This is a genomic window from Brevibacillus sp. TJ4 (genome assembly GCF_044627595.2).
GTDB lineage: Bacteria > Bacillota > Bacilli > Brevibacillales > Brevibacillaceae > Brevibacillus.
Map to the genome: position 1 here is coordinate 3,972,501 of NZ_CP185865.1, position 16,453 is coordinate 3,988,953.

Below are 16,453 nucleotides of genomic sequence, written 5' to 3' on the forward strand. Positions count from 1 at the left end.
GCTCAGGACGAAATTGCCCACGAGGACGATTACCAGCGGCAAGATCGCCAGCCAGATGCTCATGTACGTCCTGTTCTGGCCTTCATTCAGATCAGGTTCATTGACATGCCCTTCGCCGTATCCTTCGCCGGAAGCGACAGCTTGCTTGCGTCTGCGTTCCAGCCAGTACATACCCGCTCCAAAAACGAGAATCGCTCCAATGATCCCGACCAACGGTGCCGCGTACGCGTCCGTTCCGAAGTACGAGGTCGGAATGATATTTTGAATCTGCGGCGAGCCTGGCAGCGCATCCATCGTGTAGGTGAACGCACCCAGGGCAATCGCTCCGGGAATCAGCCGTTTGGGAATGTTGGCTTCCCGGAAAATCGCGGCTGCGAACGGATAGACGGCAAATGCCACGACGAACAGGGAGACGCCACCGTAGGTCAGAATCGAACAGGCCAGGACAACAGCGAGGATCGCCCGGTTGGAGCCAAGCGCCTTGACGATGTTGTGCGCAATCGATGCCGCCGCGCCACTCATCTCCATGACTTTTCCAAAAACCGCCCCCAACAGGAAGATCGGGAAAAACGACTTCACGTAGTTGGCTGCGTTCACCATGTAGGTCTCCGTGTAGCTGGGCAGCAAGGCAATCCCGGACATCGCCACGGCGAGCAAGGTGAAAATCGGGGCAAAGATAATCACGGGATAACCCCGGTAGGCAAAAAACATCAACAGCCCGAGCGCAAGGATAATAGAAATAACTTCAATAAACATACGATGCTCCTTTCGCTGATCTCGCCAGTGTGACGGATCGAAGTTTATGAAATCGCTTTCACGAAAATGATAAAAGCAACATTCATGCCAACCTCCGGAACCTGTGCCTGCATCCTTGCACGGCAGGGCTTTTGCCGATTCGTCGAAGGACTTGGAATCGTCGAAACAGCCCTTTATTCCACGATTCCGGAATAAACCTTCCGAAAACGTGGAATTGTATGCGCTTTCCTCACTGCTTCCTTTCCGCAAATCTGGAATATCACAAATGAACAGAAAAAACCTCTCTGCACATGTACAGAGAGGTCGATGATTACGATTCGGGCAAACCGTACTTTTCCCATTTTGCATAAAATGAAGATTTGCTGATCTGCAGCAGCCGTGCTGCCTCCTGCTTGTTTCCGTTCGCCTGCATGAATGCTTGCAGCAGCGCTTCCCGTTCCGCTGCCTCTACAGTCTCTTTCAACGCTTTCACCGGACCAGGCAGCGATGGCACGGATACTGCCTCTGCGACTACCGGCAGCCAGATATGTTCTTTTCGCAACACATCGTCGTCGAGCAGATGCAAGGCCCGCTCCAGCAGATTGCGCAGTTCCCGCACATTCCCCGGCCAGGAGTAGCTTCGCAGCACATTCCACACCTCATCGTCAATCGCTTTGACCACGATCCCAGTCGACTCGGCAAGCTGTTTGAGCAGATTGGATACCAGCTCAGGCAAATCCTCCAACCGCTCGCGCAGGGGCGGAATGGACAGCGAGACGACATTCAGCCGGTAGTACAGATCAGCACGGAACTTGCCCTCCCGAATGAGTGCGAGCAAATCCTGGTTGGTAGAGGCGATGACCCGCACGTCGATCGGGGTGGCACGCACCGCTCCCACGCGCTCCACTTCTTTTTCCTGCAAGACCCGCAGCAGCTTGGCCTGCAGCGGCAGCGGCATGTCGCCGATCTCATCCAGCAGGATCGTCCCGCGGTGGGCAAGCTCGAACTTCCCTTTTTTGCCGCGACGGGCGGCTCCGGTAAACGCCCCTTCCTCATATCCGAACAGCTCGGATTCGAGCAGCGAATCGGGAATCGCCGCGCAGTTCACACGGATAAACGGCCCCATTTTCCGCTTGCTCTCGGCGTGGATCGCGTGGGCAAACAGCTCTTTGCCCGTGCCGCTCTCGCCTGTGATCAGGACAGTGGAGTCGCTTTTCGCCACCTTTTGCGAAAAGTTTTTCAGCTCCCGCATCTTGGCGCTGTAGCTGACGATCTGGTCAAAGCGATACGTGGCGCCGAGCCTGCGTTGCAGCTCTTTTTTGTAATAGGATAGCTCATCTTTTAGCTGCTCGACCATCGCGGCCAGCGACGCCAGTTCTTTTACGTCCTGAAACAGAACCGTGCCCAGGACGGCGATCACTTTGCCGTCGTCGATGATCGGGATGCGGTGGGCGATCATGCTCTGTCCCTTGATTTGCTGAATGGAGGCAATCTCCGGGACTCCCCGTTGCCCGACGATGTGCATGCGCGTATTCTCAATCACTTCCGTAACGGGGCGGCCGATGACATCCTGCACACCGAGGAACTCCCGATAGCTGCGGTTCATCAGCAGTATTTTTCCATTCTGGTCCGTGACCACCATCGGTTCGTGAGCGTTTTCAAAAACAACTTCCAGCAGTTTGCTGATTTGTTGAAGATTCCAGTCCAGAACAGTTCCCCCCGTTCCAATCCCTTGCCCGGAGAGGCAGCAGGAGATGATAAGAAAAGTTTGCCCCAGATTTCACTCCGGGGCAAACATTCGCGAATTGACCTCTCTTTAATTTCTTTGTACGATCTGCTCTTCCTGCTTCAACCCTGCCTGCTTGCGTATGAGTGGAAGCATCGACACCATGCCGATGAGAAACAGCAAAGTGATCCCCTGGTAAATGGCCACCAGCGAGAAGTTTTCTTTCAACAAGCCGGCCACACTCATCGTCAGCACCATAGACCCTGTAAACAGCGGGGTCAGGATGCCGTTCACCCGGCCGATAAAAGAGCTTTCCGTATGCTTCATAATCAGTGTGTTGATGCCGATCTGGATGCACGGCAACAGCAGACCTGCGATCAGACTGGCGGAAAGCGTCAGCCAGAGCATGGTGGAGATCCCGGAGAGGCTGAAGGCAAGCGCATTTCCCAACATCCCGATGATCAACAGCTTTTGCGGAGCGACATTTTTGGCGTAGATCATGGTCAGCGCTCCGCCCACGATCATTCCGATGCCTTGGGCTGTCAGCAGCCACTGCAAACTTTCCTTGGGCAGCCCCAGACGCTCCGTCACCAAAAAGATGCCCAGCGGCTGTGCCATCCCCAAACCGAGTCCCGCTGCCGCGAAGGTAAAGCCGATCAGAGACAGCACGCGATTGGACCTGACATAGCGAACGCCGCTTGCCATCTCGGCCAGAAGCTGCTTCTGCTCCGATGAGGCCGACTCTACCGGGTCCGCTGGCAGCGAATAGAGTACGGCGGCCGAACAGAGGAACGCCACGATGGTGATCCCCATCGCCACTTCCACCCCAAATTGCTGAAATACGAATGTGCCCAAAATCGGTCCCATGACCATAAAGATGGCAAACAGCGTCTGATAGGCGGACATTCCCGCCTGTATCTGCTCGGCCGGAACGTGCAGCTTGAACAGCTTCATCCCGGACGGGTGGGAAAACTGGGAGAGAATCGACGAAATCAACGTCGCGAAAAAGACCGCTTTCCACGTGCCAAACACAAACGTCAGCAATACGACCAGCACAGAGGCCGCGCTGAGCAAATCACACCAGACCATCGTCCGTTTGGGGCGCCAACGATCCGCGAAAGTGCCGGCCAAAAAAGAAAAGAGAAAGATCGGCGCGTATTCAGCTACCGAAATCATCGAGATGGCAAAGGCATTGCCCGCCGTTTGTTCCATCACAAACAGCAGAATCGCAAAGTTGCGCACCCAGATGCCAATCTGCAAAAACAAGCCTGACAACAAAATGGCCCGCACATACCGATTCCGAATAACTCCTGACATAATAAAAAACCTCCTCATCCATTCAATTCTGGACAGGAGGTATCGCATACATGTGCAAAACAGACAAAGAATCCCTTATACGACAAGGGAAGCATCCATATTTTGCCAATATCGCGTACTAATCCTATCCAGAAATGAAGCATCGTCATGTTTTCGAATGCGTTCTTGGAATAGGAATTAGTAGATCATTGGCTTGATGGTCACCCTTCCGTGTTAGAATGACCCAAGAATACCACAAATAGGCAACTGTGCACAAGAACCTTTTTTTGCTTATTCCTTTAGCCGCAACAAGCGCATGCTGTTCAGAATGACCAGAAGCGCCGCTCCGGTGTCGCTCAACACGGCCATCCACAGCGTCAGTATGCCCGGGAAAATCAGGACCAGCGCCGCCAGCTTGATCAGGATGGAGAAGGCGATGTTTTGCTTGATGATGCGCAGCGCTTTGCGGCTCAGCTTGACGGTATGGGGCAGCTTTTCCAGGTTGTCGGCCATCAGCACGATGTCGGCTGTCTCCATCGCGGTATCGGTACCTGCTCCACCCATCGCGATACCCAGGTCAGCCGTAGCCAAAGCTGGCGCATCGTTGATTCCGTCGCCGACCATCGCCACGACGTGACCCTCCCGCTGGAGCTGCTTCACTGCCTCCACTTTTTGCTCGGGCAGCAGTTCGGCAAAATAGCGGCTCACACCTGCCTGATCCGAGACCTTTCGAGCTGTTCCCGCATGATCGCCGGTCAGCATTACCATCTCCCGCACACCGGCCCGTTGCAGCTTGCCAATCGCCTGAACGGTACTCTCGCGAATCGCATCCGCTACGGCGACAATTCCGACAACGCGCTGTGCCGTACCGACGACGACGAGTGTATTGCCTTCTTGCTGCAAGGACTGGATCGAGCCTTCCCATCTCGTCAGGTCCACACCCAGTTCGGCAAACAGCGCCGGTTTGCCTGCGTAGTAGGTCTCGCCCGTGATCGTGGCTTGCACCCCTTTGCCCGCGATGGCGAGATACGCTTCTGCCGCAAGCGGGGGAACGCGTTTTTCCATCGCGTAATTGACGATCGCTGTGGCAACCGGATGGCGGGAATGTTCCTCGATCGTGCGGGCGATTTGCAACAACTCGTCTTCTGTCGCTCCGACGGTCAGCAGTCGCGTCACCTGCGGCTTGCCCTGCGTCAGCGTCCCCGTCTTGTCAAAGGCGAAGGCCGTAATCGCACCCGCTCTCTCCAAAAACGTCCCGCCTTTGATCAGCACGCCATTTCGCGCCGCGTTGCCAATCGCCGAGACGATCGCGACCGGGGTGGAAATGACCAGGGCGCATGGGCAGGCCACGACGAGCAGCTCCAGCCCTTTGTAAAACCACTCGCCCCACGTGCCGATTCCGAACAACGGCGGCAGGAAAATCACTCCGATGGCCAGCACGAGCACGATCGGTGTGTAAATCTCCGCGAATTTATCGACAAACGCCTGGGTCGGTGCCTTTTTCTCCTGCGCCTCTTCGACCAGATGAATAATGCGGGCGATCGCCGTATCCTCCACCAGCCTGGTCACTTTGATCTCCAACGAGCCGCTTTCGTTCACCGTCCCGGCGAAGACCACATCTCCCGGCTCCTTGTCTACCGGAATCGACTCCCCGGTAATCGGCGCCTGATTGACGCTGGAGCTGCCTTTGCCCACCTCGCCGTCCAAAGGGATTTTCTCCCCTGGCTTGACGACGATCACCTCTCCCAGGCGAATCTCTTCCACTGGCACGCGGACGAGCGCTGCTCCGCGCTGCACCCATGCTTCCGGCGGTGCCAAATCCATCAGCTTGCGAATCGAATCGCGCGTCTTCTCAATCGAGCGGGCCTGCAGCATATTTCCGATGGCAAACAGCCAGACGACGGTTGCCCCTTCCAGCCACTCACCAATCGCCGCCGCACCGATTGCGGCCACGGACATCAGCACGTTCATGTCGAGCGAACGGCTTTTGATCGCGTAAAAAGCGCTCCGCACCGGTTTGTAGCCGCCCGTCACGATCGAGCTGGCGAACAGCAGCGTACTGACCAGCTCAGGAATGGCGGAAAACGAGCTGACCAGCCCCAGCAGCAGAAAGACACCGGAGATGATCGTCAGCCTGGTCCCGCTGCGATCGCCCTCGGACTGTTGCTCCACGCGTCGGCCAGACAGCGGGCTGGCGCTGTACCCTGCTTTGGACACCTCCTGGGCCACCCCCTGGTGTCCGAGTCCTTCCTCGACGATCTGCATTTTTCCGGTTGAAAAATTGACGCTGACCGCCTGTACCGCTGCGAGCGATTTCATATGGTTCTCCAGCGACTTCGCGCAGGAACTGCAATCCATTCCATGGATCTGGTAGACAGCCACACCGGACCCTGCCAGCAGCGGAGCAGACTCTTCCCCCGCGTGATGCGCGTGTCCGTGGCCATGCGAATGTAGATTTTGCTGACTGCCGCACTGATCATCCTGGCAGCAGGCAGATTTTTGATTGGAACTTGTCATGGATATTCCCCCAATCCATCGGACAAAAACAAAACATTCAAATGTATATTTAATTATGATACTACCTGATTTTTGGTGTTCATTCAATTGCATATTTGAATTTGCACCGCTCTTTTTTCCTCACTACTATTGATTCTTTCCCTCCGGAAAAGAAAAGAGACTTCTCTGCGCGAGAAGCCTCCTTAATGCACTGCGATCTACGATTTGTTCCGGCCTGTCACCGGTTCCCAGCGATGGCCGCAGTCCAGACAGGTGCAAGCGACGGTCTTGCTCCTCTCCAGCATCATCCGGATGACGAACAAGGCAAACGCCGCCGACAAGCCGAGAAACATGAACACCACCGGCGTAGCCTCCAGCCGGACGCCGACCCAGCCGGCGATCACCAGGATCAGGACGTACATGACGACGTAGAGCACGCGATTGTAAGATTCTTGTATATCCACCTTTTTTGATTTGCACGAAGGACATTTGCTTGCTTCCATGCTGTCTCTCCTCCTGTATGTTCCGCTACCGGTTCGTAACCATGTCCATCTTACTCCAGCACACTTTGCTTTGCCAAGGAAAGTGTTTTTGCCTTTCCACTTTTTCGCGCAATGACTATAATAGGGAGACATGAAATGTAAGGTAAAGAGGTGATTCCTCATGTCCGCAAAAGCAAAGGAAGACATTTGTGAAATCCAGTGCTTCGACGAAGAAAAAGTACAGCGCCTGCGTCCACACGTCTCCGAGTCAGAAGGGGTAGCGAAGATTTTCAAGGCATTGGCCGACGACACGCGAGCCAAGATCATTTACATCCTCTCGCTTGAAGATGAGCTGTGCGTCTGCGATATCGCGGCTGTCATCGGCAGCTCGATCGCCAATACCTCCCACCACCTGCGGCTGCTCCGCAATATGGGATTGGCCAAGTACCGCAAAGAAGGCAAGCTCGTCTACTACTCGCTCGATGACGAACACGTCCGCCACCTCATCCTGGCTGGTGTCGAACACGCGAAAGAACTGCGCGTACCGATGGATACCCAAAAGGTATAACGCAGCTCCCCGATCCTGCGAATCACCCTTATGAAAAAAAGACCCTGGCTGTCGATCTCACCAGGAGGGCTCACCCAAGGTCAGTCCTCCCGGTCACAGCCGGGGGCTTTTTGTATGCGCCGGTAATCGTCCGGAGTGTCGACATCAAGACCCCACTCCGCCCGTTCAAACGGAATGGTGCGCAAATGCTGCTTGTACTGGCTGACCACTTCCTTGCCTCCCTGATCTCCTGTGACCTGGGCCAACTCGGCGAACAGCGCTGCGTCGAACAATACCGGATGACCTGCCTCTCCGGCGTACAGCGGGCGCACAATCCGCACCCCGGCATCGCGCTGCTGACGATATGTATCCACCAGTGCCTGAATCACCTGACCGGGAACGTAGGGCTGGTCAGCCAGAAACACGAGCACAGCATCCGCCTTCCCCGTCATCGCCCGAATCCCGCACGCCAGCGAAGAAGCCATGCCTGTGGCGTAATGCGGATTGTGGAACACTTCCACTTGCGGCAGATCGCTTGTCTGCTCGCGCAGTTTCTCGTGATGCTCGCCTCCTACGACGAGGATCGGCGCCAGTCCGCTCGCCACAGCGCGGTCGACGGCGTGGCGAAACAACGGTTTTTCCCCGAGCGGCAAAAACTGCTTGGCACTCCCCATCCGGCTCGACATGCCAGCCGCCAGTATGATCGCTCCGATTTCAGCCATTTTCTACCCCCCTTTTCTCGTTCACTCGATGGCCGCGATCAGCTTCTCCATCATTTCCATGTGCAGCGCACCGATTACTTTCTCGCGAACGATGCCGTCCGCATCGATGACATAACTGGTCGGAATGGAGATTCCCTGATACAGCCGGGCCACCTGTTTCCCGTCATCCAGCAGGACCGGAAAGCTGATGCCGTACTCTTCGAGGAAGCGGGTGACTGCTTCTTCGCTCTCCTCGGTTTCGATCAGGTTGACGCTTACGATCGTCACGCCATCTGCTTTGTACTTCTCGTAAAACTCCTGCATATCCGGCATTTCGGCGCGGCATGGCGGGCACCAGGTAGCCCACATGTTGAGAATCACCTTGCTTCCGCGAAAATCGGACAAGCGGACCAGATCGCCTTCCCGGCTGCGCAGGGCAAAATCCGGGGCGAGGTTTCCTTTTTTCAGTCCGACAGCAGCCTCGCTTGCTCCCGCTGTCGGCTGGTGTGGTACTGACGGGGCGAGCTCTCGATCCAGATACCCCCAGAGGACCATTCCCGCGATGCCGAGTACCGCGACTACCGCTCTCCTCCGGTCCGTGCGCGCTGTCAGCGCCAGGTACAAGACGAGGCACAATCCGGCCTGTGCAGCATGGTACAGCACGTCTTCCCGCCACACTGCCGCGTACAGTACGTGTCCGATCCCCCAGGAGATGACGACGCCGATTGCCAAGGCGGGAAAGACAGCTTTGAAAGGCAGCTCCGCTTTTCTCATGCGGTAGATCGCATACAGCGCTACGCCGCCTAGGGCCAGCCATACTCCGCGGTCGCCACCGGAGAAGTAGAGCAGGGACGCAGGGTTTTCCCACACTTTCCACGGGTAAAACACGGCGTAGCTGAGCTTCCAGATCAACAAGCCGAGTATTGCTCCACTGCCTGCCAGGTCCGTAATCTGCCGGCGATACGCCGGATATTGCCGTCTCAGCCGGTACCCCATCGCGCCATACCCGCTCAAGGCGGCAAGAACGTACACCAGCGTAGCTGTCTGGATCAAAAACGGTCCCAATTGGATGACATCGCTCACGTGCCGCCCCCCTCTCTTCCGATCATCGCACATCTCGCTGGACAAGATGCTGATTCTTCTATCATACAATCTCTTTCTCCGCTTGTAACGCCCGGCAGTGCAAACCTTCCCTCCGGCGCTTGCACCAGGCATTTTCCCGGTCATTACCCGGCAACACATCGCCCCAAAACACGCACATGAAAAAAGGAAGGCGTGGCGACCTTCCCTTTTTCCCGACATATAGGTGCTGTCACGAAGTCCGAACAGCGCGCTCGGCATTGACGCGTCCGTGTACCCAATATCTGCCGGTTCCCGGTACCGGGTCACATGTGGACAAAATGGCGTCTACGATCTCTTCGTTCGTTTTCCCTTGTGCAGCCAGCAACGCGGCTACCCCGGCAACATGCGGAGCTGCCATCGACGTTCCGCTCAAGTACGAGTAGTAATTCCGCGGATACGTAGACAAAACCTGATCTCCGGGTGCCGCGACATCGACCCACAGCCCGTAGTTGGAAAAGCCGGACTTCGTATCGTTTTCGTTCGTGGAAGCGACCGCGATCACATTGGCGAAGTTGGCCGGGTAGTTGGGAGTGGCCGAACCATCGTTTCCGGCTGCCGCGACGATGACAGCGCCGCGGCTCCACGCATACTGGACAGCGGATTGCAGCGTCGAGGATGAGGCCGGCGCACCCAGGCTGAGGTTGATGACTTGTGCACCTTGTTGCGCGGCATAGACGATGCCCCGTGCTACATTCATCAGGTCGCCGCTACCCGAATTGTCCAGTACCCGGATCGGCATGATCGATGCCAACGGACACACCCCGGCGATGCCGATACGGTTGTTCGTTACCGCCGCTGCGATCCCCGCTACATGTGTACCGTGTCCGTTTCCATCTGCGGGACTCGTATCGTTGCTGACAAAGTCGTAACCAGGTACGATCTTCGCCCGAAGGTCCGGGTGATCCAGTTGTACGCCTGTATCTACGACAGCGACGGTCACCTCTGGGCTCCCCTGGGTTACATCCCACGCTGCAGGGGCTGCGATTCGCTGCGGTCCGTACTGATACAGGCTAAAGTACGGATCGTTTGGTACCGCAAAAGCCTTGAACTGGTAGTTGGGCTCGGCGAATTCAATCTCGGACAATCCCTGGTAATGCTTGAGTATTTTCCTCATCTTGCGCCTGGAGGAAACCCGATAGATCCCCAGCTCTGGCTCGCTGTCGACCAGTTCGCATTTTGCCTTGCGATGAATCTCATTCATCTGTTCTGCCGACAAACCGTCCTTAAACCGGACAATCAGTTGGTTGGCTGTGTGCGCCGGCCACTTCTGATCCTGTCGGCGATCCCAGTATCGGTACAGAAGACCGGCAATGACAGCTCCCGCGACGAACAAGCTGATCCAGAATCCCATGTTCGCTATCTCCCCCTTGTTTCGTGATGGCAATTCCTTACCTGTGTATGCGGGGAGAGGGACAGGGGATTGGGTGGCTATCCTTTTCGAAGCGAAATTTAGTGCAAATCAACTATCATTCTTTTGCAGTAAACCGTGATATTCGTGTCGTTATTGCATTGTGTCACTTCCATTATTATGCAAACAAAAAAGCCAATCGTCCGCCGTACTTGGACATTGGCTTTTCGTTTTGCACCCGATGGACGCGTTATGACAGCAGGGCTGCAAATACCTGCTCGTCGAGCGCGGTGGCCTTTTCGATGTTGTACGTTTTTTCATAGGCCGGGTTTTGCGTGATGGCCGCTCCCCAGAACATCGATTCGAACACGGACTCGACCGCTACCTCGATTTTGCACAAAGGCATGGCGACGCCTTCCATTTTCTCCTCCACAATCTGCGCGACACCGATGATCGAATATACGGTTCCCAATCCGATCATCGTCAGGGAAACGCGCGGATTGGCCTGTACATTGGCCGCAGTGCGGGAGTTGTTGGTAACGGCAAAACGAATCGCTGTATCCGAGTACGCCTTCACCCATGAAATCGCAGAGGTATTCGGCGTATTGGTTTCGGAATCAATCGTGCTCAAGAGAATCAGCGGCTTGTCGTTCATAAAATCGATTTGCTCCTGAGTGAGCGTTTTCGGGATTTCTTTACTCATCTTCGCGTGTGCCTCCTTTTGGTTTCACTTTCCTTATGATAACAGTAAATCCTTTTGATTCAAAGGCACCCCCAGTTCCAACTTTCCAAACATTTCCCCGAGATGATCCATATTAAACGTGATGTGCATGGACGACGCCTGCACATCGCGCCAGTATCGCTGCAACGGGTTGGCGGCAAAGATACTTCCCGCACCGCTCGCATCCATGATCGTCTTGACTGCTTGGCTGCACAGTTTGGCAGTATAGCCGTAGTTGCGGCGCAGACGAATTCGCTCATACGCATCAATCGGCACATCGGTACTCAGACGCGTCAATGATTTTTCCAGCAAGGCAGTCGCCGCTTCCAGCGATGCTGAGACTTCGGCAACGCGGATTTGCTGGTGCGTGAAATCGGCCACTTTTGCCTGACGCACCGTAGATTTGGTACGCAGCCCGTCCCGCCACAATTCATAGGCGCCAACACTGGCACCGAGTAGCGCGGATGTAAGGCTGACCGGTATGACCGTATACAGCGGATTTTTGTAAAGCGGATTGTCGTTCACGACGTTTCCCGGTCCCTCGCCCCTTTGGCACCAGGCAACCATGTCAAAGGTGCGATGTTCCGGAACGAATGCATCGGTTATTTCGATGTTTTTGCTCCCGGTGCCACGCTGGGCGACAGTGTCCCAGGAATCGAGAATCGTGTAATCCTGTTTCGGCACCAACATCATCATCGAATAGGGAGGCTCTCCTTCTTTTTCGGAAGGTACGCTTCCAAACAGCATCGCCCATCCGCTGTGGTCGACTCCTGAGGAAAAACCCCAGGTTCCGCTGATCCGATAGCCGCCTTCGACCTTTTTCACCTCTGACTTCGGCGAACCAAATGACGATGCGATACAAGCGTCGGGGTTTTCCCCCCAGATTTCCTGCTGTGCCTGCTCCGGGTAGTAGGCCAGCATCCAGGAGTGGAGCACCAGCAGCCCAAAGCACCACCCGGCTGACGGATCTGCCTTGGCGATTTCGTACGTCGTTTTGTACATCGTTTCAATTCCCAGCTCATGCCCTCCCCAACGCTTGGGCATCAGACAGCGGATCAAGCCTGACCTTACAAAATCATCGATATTTTCCTGCGGTTGTCGGCCCAACTCCTCCGACAGATTCGCCCGTTCCCGGATTCGCGGAACAAGGCTCTTGGCTCGTGCCACTGCTTCTTCGTGTGTAAGAAAAGACATCGGCGTATCCCCCCGTACTGACTTCTGCTTTCCATGCTAGTCAAAAGGGAGGGCAAACGGAAATACATGACTTGTATGTCGGTAATAAGAATTCCTTATTGCCATCTGTATCAATTGGCTTCTGTGTTATCATGTAACCAATCTGGCTACTTTTCAAAAAAGGGGATCAGCAGCAATGGACATCCGGCAATTGCACTATTTTATCGCGGTCGCGGAGCATCTCAACTTTACCGAAGCAGCCAAAAAGCTGTATGTAGCGCAGCCTGCCGTCAGCCAGCAAATCGCCTCTCTGGAAAAGAAAATCGGTGTCAAGCTGTTCCATCGAACCAAGCATTCCGTAGAGCTGACAAACGCAGGCCGAGCCTTTCTCGAAGACGCACGGGAGATTGCCAAACGCTTCGCCGATTCGATCCAGCACGCCCGGGAAGCGGAAGAAGGACTGGCGGGTGTCATTCGCATCGGCTTGTTGAGCGTCTCTGTCCGGGATTTTCTGCCGCTTGTAGTCCGCTCGTTCCGCAGCAAATACCCGAACATCAGGCTTCACTTCAGCTTTCATAATAGTGCGCGCATCAATCGCATGCTGCAAGACGACGAGATCGACATCGCCTTCACCCTGTCACACGGACTGCACAATATCCACAATCTGCAGTGCCGTGCCTTGTGGAACCAGCCCTACTCAATCATTTTGCCGCAGGATCATGCTCTTGCGGATCAAGCCGAACTGTCTGTGGCCCAACTGGAACACGAGCCGTTTCTCATGCTGGATCGGGAAGAATCGCCGCAGGGCTATGATTACGTGCTTGCGATGTGCGCCAGCCATGGATTTTCCCCGCGTATCGTTAGCCATGCGTCCCGCCCGGATGCAGTCTTGATGATGGTCGATGCGGGAATCGGCATTACGATCTTGTCTCGGCATCTGCTTTTGTACGCAAGTCCGCGCCTGCGCTTTGTCGACATCGCAGGCGAACAGCATCAGGTGGATGTCGTGGTCGCCTGGAAAAACTCGACTGCCAATCCTTCTGTCCCTCTGCTCATCCGGGAGGTAGAAGATACGCTGGCAACTGCTTCTTTTCGTTGATGTGGCCGAAATCACCGGGACCCGACAAAAAACAGCCCTTGGCTCGCTGTACAAATGCGAAACCAAGGGCGAAAAATTCAGCAGAACAACCCTTGCAAAAACGGAGCTTGCAGCCGATTCGTCATCTCCTGCCGGCTTTTTTTCATCTTCTCCCTGACCGCTACCCTCTCGCGCAATGCCAGCTTCGTACAACTCACCAACTTTTGCGCCAACTCCGGATCGTCTGTCATCACAGCCAATTCCGGCAAATCCAGTGAATAGGCGAAATCTACGCACTTGAAGCGATAGGCCAGACAGACAAACGGCACGCCCGCAGCAGCGCTCAAGACGTTGGCATGCAGCTTGAAGTTGATCGTCGCCTGGCAGCGGCTGATCCGTCTCATCAGCTCCTGATGGCCGTGCAGCTCCAGGTCGAGAACCGTGTGCTGGGGCAAGCCAATGTTGCTGTACAATCGCTTGATCGCCTCCCGGTCGGGGCCCCACATCGTGTACAGGTAAATGTCATACCCTTCCGCAATCATCGCCCGGGCTGTTTCGGCCAGCGCTGCTTCGACTCTTGCCTCGTTTTTTCCGTAAATGCGGTTGTAGGAAGTTCCCCAGTTGATGCCGATTTGCGGGCGCTTCCCCGCGTCGTCGGCCTCCTTCTCGATTGATGGCAGGCTTGGCAGCATGCCCGAATCGCCGCTGACAAAAAGTTTGCCCGCAACGCCTGCATACCGCATCACTTGCTCGCTCAACGGTCCGCGCACCCCGAAGTACGCGGCATGGTTTCCGATGTTGACCAGCATCCGGCACATCGCTTCACTCTCCCGCCATTGTCCAGACGGAAGCTCTCCGGCAAAAGCAGAAGGCAGCGGCACCTGGGAATCGTACCCGCTGCCCCAAATGACAAGCTGCTTGTTTGCTTGCACCGCCCGATGCGCCACGTTGACGTATCCGGGCACCAGCAGCGAGCCGCCGCCCAGAACAACCGTATCATACGCGCGTACATCCTGCAGATCGACGCCGGGCAAGGAAGGAACCACCTTGTAGTGCTTGGGATCGAGATGCTTGCGAGAAAGCTCCGCGAACACCTCCCACATCAGCTCGTCGCCAAGATTGTGAAACCCGAGCCAGCCTACGTACAAAATCGTTTTCATCGCGTCGCTGTCCCCCTCTCAGGATCGCTGTTTGCACGCTGCATACACAGCGAGAATCTGACCGCTCACCTGTTCAATGTCAAACTGCTCCTGCACCCACTCTCTGGCTTGTTCCCCCCAGCGCCGCAATTGCTCGCGATCGGCAAACGCCCGCTGCAAAGCCTGCGCGATCAAATCAGAGGACGGCTTCGCAATGGAGGCGTGGTCGCCAAAATAGTAGTCCCACGCCTGATCGTAGGCGGATGGGGTGACCAGGCCAAAAAAGCCGTGATTGCCAATCGCCAGTACGGGCTTTCCTGTCGCCATTGCTTCCAGCGCGACCCTGCCGGTGCCGACGACGAGATCGCTTTGCGCATAGTACGGCCGGACATCCGTTTTTTCTCCGACAAAGTGAATGTACTCTCGCCCCCTTTGGCGGTTCAACGCCTTGGCCAGCTCCCTAACAGCATGAGACTGCGGTCCGGTGCCGACGACGATGACATGCAGGTCGGATAGCCCGGGCAGTACCTTGGTCGCCCGCAACAGCATGTTGCAGACCGACGCCTTTTGCCAGGCCAACCGGCTGACATAGGTGACAACGGGTGCGCCCGGAGCAATCGCGGGTAATCTCCCCTCTGTGGCAATGGCCTGCTTCCCTGATTCGGGATGAAAAAGCTGGACATCTACGCCGTTGGCTATCACGGCAGAGGCGATTCCTCGCTGCGCCCAATACTTCTGCACCGGTTTGCTGACGCTGATGACAGCATCGCACAAGCGTGCGAGCTGGACCGCCTCTTCGACCGGATAATAGGTGCCGTGCAGGGTAAAGACGACCGGAATCCCCAACTGCTTCGCCGCTGACGCCGCTGGCAACCCCGAAGGTGTCTGGTGCACGTGGACGACAGTAATCCCTTCGCGCTCCATGACGCTGCGGTAATATTTCTCCGCCTGTCGCCTGCGCACCGCAATCGGTTCACGTCCGCCAGTTTTCGGAAGGTGAATCTGGTATCCTGCCTGGGCGAACGCACGATGGAGAGGACCGTTTGCCCCTGTACAAAACAGCGACACGCCTCTCGCTCGCAGCGGCCCAGCCAGACTGAGCGCATACGTCTCTGTGCCGCCTGTTCCCAAGCTGTCCAATACCATCAGCACGCGCTCTGTACTACTGTTCATTGCTCTTCTCCTTTCTGCCATAAAAGTAGGTGGATCGCTGCCCTTCATGCTGGCGGTAATAGTACAACGGGTCGGGAATGTTTTCGATATTCGCGCCCACGTTCAATGCTTTGGCAATAAATTCGTAATCCTCTGCCCCGACGATGCGCCTGGTCGGCCCGCCAATCCGGTCGAACAGCGTCCCGCGAAACAGGATCGTGCCGTGGCAGACGCAATGCCCGCCTCTGCCGTACACCTTTTTGATCTCCTCGCCATAGCGAATCCAATTCGCCAGCTTGCCATGAGCCGGGGCATCGCCAGAAAAGGCATAGTAATTGGAGCCGACGAGTTCGATGTCGGGCCGCTTGCGCAAAAACGCGACCTGCTTTTCAAAGCGCAAAGGATGCGAGTAATCGTCCGAATCCTGGATCGCGATAAACTCGCCCTGCGCCAGATACAGTCCTGTGTTCAGCGCACCGGCAAACCCGATATTGCGAGGCAGCGCATGCACCACGACCTGGTTGACGCCGCCCTGCTGTGTGATATACTGCTCTCGCCACTGCTCTGCTACTTCTACAGAGCGGTCCGTCGATGCATCGTCGACGAGGATAATCTCCCAGTGGCTGTACGTTTGTTGGCGGATGCTGTCCAGACATTCGACCAAGTATTTCGCTCGGTTGTAATTGGTAATCACCAGGCTGACCAGCCCGTCGATTCTCGAATTGTTCATGCTGACA

General features: G+C 55.8%; 15 protein-coding genes (1 of these 15 running past the window's edge). 2 read left to right on the top strand and 13 right to left on the bottom strand.

The window, feature by feature from the left end; all coding sequences use genetic code 11:
- The 5 genes from ACAF76_RS19505 to ACAF76_RS19525 form a co-directional block, all read right to left on the bottom strand.
- Positions 1 to 756: the 5' portion of a GntP family permease gene (locus ACAF76_RS19505; RefSeq protein WP_400164511.1), read on the bottom strand. It extends 636 nt beyond the left edge of the window; the window shows 756 of its 1,392 coding nt (coding positions 1–756); the start codon lies at positions 754 to 756; its stop codon lies beyond the left edge, outside the window.
- A 310-nt stretch (positions 757 to 1,066) separates the two neighbouring features.
- On the bottom strand, positions 1,067 to 2,443 hold the full coding sequence (locus ACAF76_RS19510) for a sigma-54 interaction domain-containing protein (protein ID WP_400164618.1): 1,377 nt from the start codon (positions 2,441 to 2,443) through the stop codon (positions 1,067 to 1,069).
- A 108-nt stretch (positions 2,444 to 2,551) separates the two neighbouring features.
- Entirely contained in the window at positions 2,552 to 3,778 is a 1,227-nt protein-coding gene (locus ACAF76_RS19515) for an MFS transporter (protein ID WP_400164512.1), read from the bottom strand.
- A 270-nt stretch (positions 3,779 to 4,048) separates the two neighbouring features.
- Positions 4,049 to 6,274, bottom strand: a complete 2,226-nt coding sequence (locus tag ACAF76_RS19520) for a heavy metal translocating P-type ATPase (protein ID WP_400164513.1) — start codon at positions 6,272 to 6,274, stop codon at positions 4,049 to 4,051.
- 197 nt (positions 6,275 to 6,471) lie between these two features.
- Positions 6,472 to 6,756, bottom strand: coding sequence for a hypothetical protein (locus tag ACAF76_RS19525; RefSeq protein WP_400164514.1), 285 nt, complete (start codon positions 6,754 to 6,756; stop codon positions 6,472 to 6,474).
- Positions 6,757 to 6,916: 160 nt separating this feature from the next.
- On the opposite strand from ACAF76_RS19525, the gene ACAF76_RS19530 reads away from it, so the two are divergent.
- Positions 6,917 to 7,303 (top strand): ArsR/SmtB family transcription factor, encoded by a 387-nt coding sequence (locus ACAF76_RS19530; RefSeq protein ID WP_400164515.1) that lies wholly within the window; start codon positions 6,917 to 6,919, stop codon positions 7,301 to 7,303.
- Between the two features lie 80 nt (positions 7,304 to 7,383).
- On the opposite strand, the gene ACAF76_RS19535 is transcribed toward ACAF76_RS19530, so the two are convergent.
- From ACAF76_RS19535 to ACAF76_RS19555, 5 genes are all read right to left on the bottom strand, one after another.
- Positions 7,384 to 8,004: an NTP transferase domain-containing protein gene (locus ACAF76_RS19535; protein ID WP_400164516.1), complete on the bottom strand. Its 621-nt coding sequence runs from the start codon at positions 8,002 to 8,004 to the stop codon at positions 7,384 to 7,386.
- Positions 8,005 to 8,025: 21 nt separating this feature from the next.
- Positions 8,026 to 9,066, bottom strand: a complete 1,041-nt coding sequence (locus tag ACAF76_RS19540; protein ID WP_400164517.1) for a prolipoprotein diacylglyceryl transferase family protein — start codon at positions 9,064 to 9,066, stop codon at positions 8,026 to 8,028.
- A gap of 229 nt (positions 9,067 to 9,295) precedes the next feature.
- Positions 9,296 to 10,456: a S8 family peptidase gene (locus tag ACAF76_RS19545; RefSeq protein WP_400164518.1), complete on the bottom strand. Its 1,161-nt coding sequence runs from the start codon at positions 10,454 to 10,456 to the stop codon at positions 9,296 to 9,298.
- Positions 10,457 to 10,703: 247 nt separating this feature from the next.
- The gene (locus ACAF76_RS19550) at positions 10,704 to 11,156 is read right to left on the bottom strand and encodes a pyridoxamine 5'-phosphate oxidase family protein (protein ID WP_400164519.1); all 453 of its coding nucleotides are present in this window, start codon (positions 11,154 to 11,156) and stop codon (positions 10,704 to 10,706) included.
- 33 nt (positions 11,157 to 11,189) lie between these two features.
- Positions 11,190 to 12,368 carry an acyl-CoA dehydrogenase family protein gene (locus ACAF76_RS19555; RefSeq protein ID WP_400164520.1) on the bottom strand — a complete coding sequence of 393 codons (1,179 nt, stop codon included), beginning with the start codon at positions 12,366 to 12,368 and terminating at the stop codon, positions 11,190 to 11,192.
- A 175-nt stretch (positions 12,369 to 12,543) separates the two neighbouring features.
- Between ACAF76_RS19555 and ACAF76_RS19560 the strand changes: the two genes are divergently transcribed.
- A complete protein-coding gene (locus tag ACAF76_RS19560; protein WP_400164521.1) occupies positions 12,544 to 13,446 on the top strand; it encodes a LysR family transcriptional regulator in 903 nt (300 codons plus the stop codon).
- 77 nt (positions 13,447 to 13,523) lie between these two features.
- Here the strand turns inward: ACAF76_RS19560 and ACAF76_RS19565 are convergent, their stop codons facing one another.
- From ACAF76_RS19565 to ACAF76_RS19575, 3 genes are read right to left on the bottom strand one after another with little or no spacing between them, the layout of a single operon-like run.
- The gene (locus ACAF76_RS19565; protein WP_400164522.1) at positions 13,524 to 14,585 is read right to left on the bottom strand and encodes a polysaccharide pyruvyl transferase family protein; all 1,062 of its coding nucleotides are present in this window, start codon (positions 14,583 to 14,585) and stop codon (positions 13,524 to 13,526) included.
- 18 nt (positions 14,586 to 14,603) lie between these two features.
- A complete protein-coding gene (locus ACAF76_RS19570; protein ID WP_400164523.1) occupies positions 14,604 to 15,737 on the bottom strand; it encodes a glycosyltransferase in 1,134 nt (377 codons plus the stop codon).
- Entirely contained in the window at positions 15,727 to 16,446 is a 720-nt protein-coding gene (locus ACAF76_RS19575) for a glycosyltransferase family 2 protein (protein ID WP_400164524.1), read from the bottom strand. Before ACAF76_RS19575 ends, ACAF76_RS19570 begins: the two co-directional genes overlap by 11 nt.
- Positions 16,447 to 16,453: the final 7 nt, after the last annotated feature.

Bases quoted from the DNA above. Each gene is read 5' to 3' on its own strand.
- ACAF76_RS19515 (WP_400164512.1), bottom strand. From the start codon at position 3,778: ATGTCAGGAGTTATTCGGAATCGGTATGTGCGGGCCATTTTGTTGTCA.
- ACAF76_RS19520 (WP_400164513.1), bottom strand. From the start codon at position 6,274: ATGACAAGTTCCAATCAAAAATCTGCCTGCTGCCAGGATGATCAGTGC.
- ACAF76_RS19525 (WP_400164514.1), bottom strand. From the start codon at position 6,756: ATGGAAGCAAGCAAATGTCCTTCGTGCAAATCAAAAAAGGTGGATATA.
- ACAF76_RS19530 (WP_400164515.1), top strand. From the start codon at position 6,917: ATGTCCGCAAAAGCAAAGGAAGACATTTGTGAAATCCAGTGCTTCGAC.
- ACAF76_RS19535 (WP_400164516.1), bottom strand. From the start codon at position 8,004: ATGGCTGAAATCGGAGCGATCATACTGGCGGCTGGCATGTCGAGCCGG.
- ACAF76_RS19545 (WP_400164518.1), bottom strand. From the start codon at position 10,456: ATGGGATTCTGGATCAGCTTGTTCGTCGCGGGAGCTGTCATTGCCGGT.
- ACAF76_RS19550 (WP_400164519.1), bottom strand. From the start codon at position 11,156: ATGAGTAAAGAAATCCCGAAAACGCTCACTCAGGAGCAAATCGATTTT.
- ACAF76_RS19555 (WP_400164520.1), bottom strand. From the start codon at position 12,368: ATGTCTTTTCTTACACACGAAGAAGCAGTGGCACGAGCCAAGAGCCTT.
- ACAF76_RS19560 (WP_400164521.1), top strand. From the start codon at position 12,544: ATGGACATCCGGCAATTGCACTATTTTATCGCGGTCGCGGAGCATCTC.
- ACAF76_RS19565 (WP_400164522.1), bottom strand. From the start codon at position 14,585: ATGAAAACGATTTTGTACGTAGGCTGGCTCGGGTTTCACAATCTTGGC.
- ACAF76_RS19570 (WP_400164523.1), bottom strand. From the start codon at position 15,737: ATGAACAGTAGTACAGAGCGCGTGCTGATGGTATTGGACAGCTTGGGA.
- ACAF76_RS19575 (WP_400164524.1), bottom strand. From the start codon at position 16,446: ATGAACAATTCGAGAATCGACGGGCTGGTCAGCCTGGTGATTACCAAT.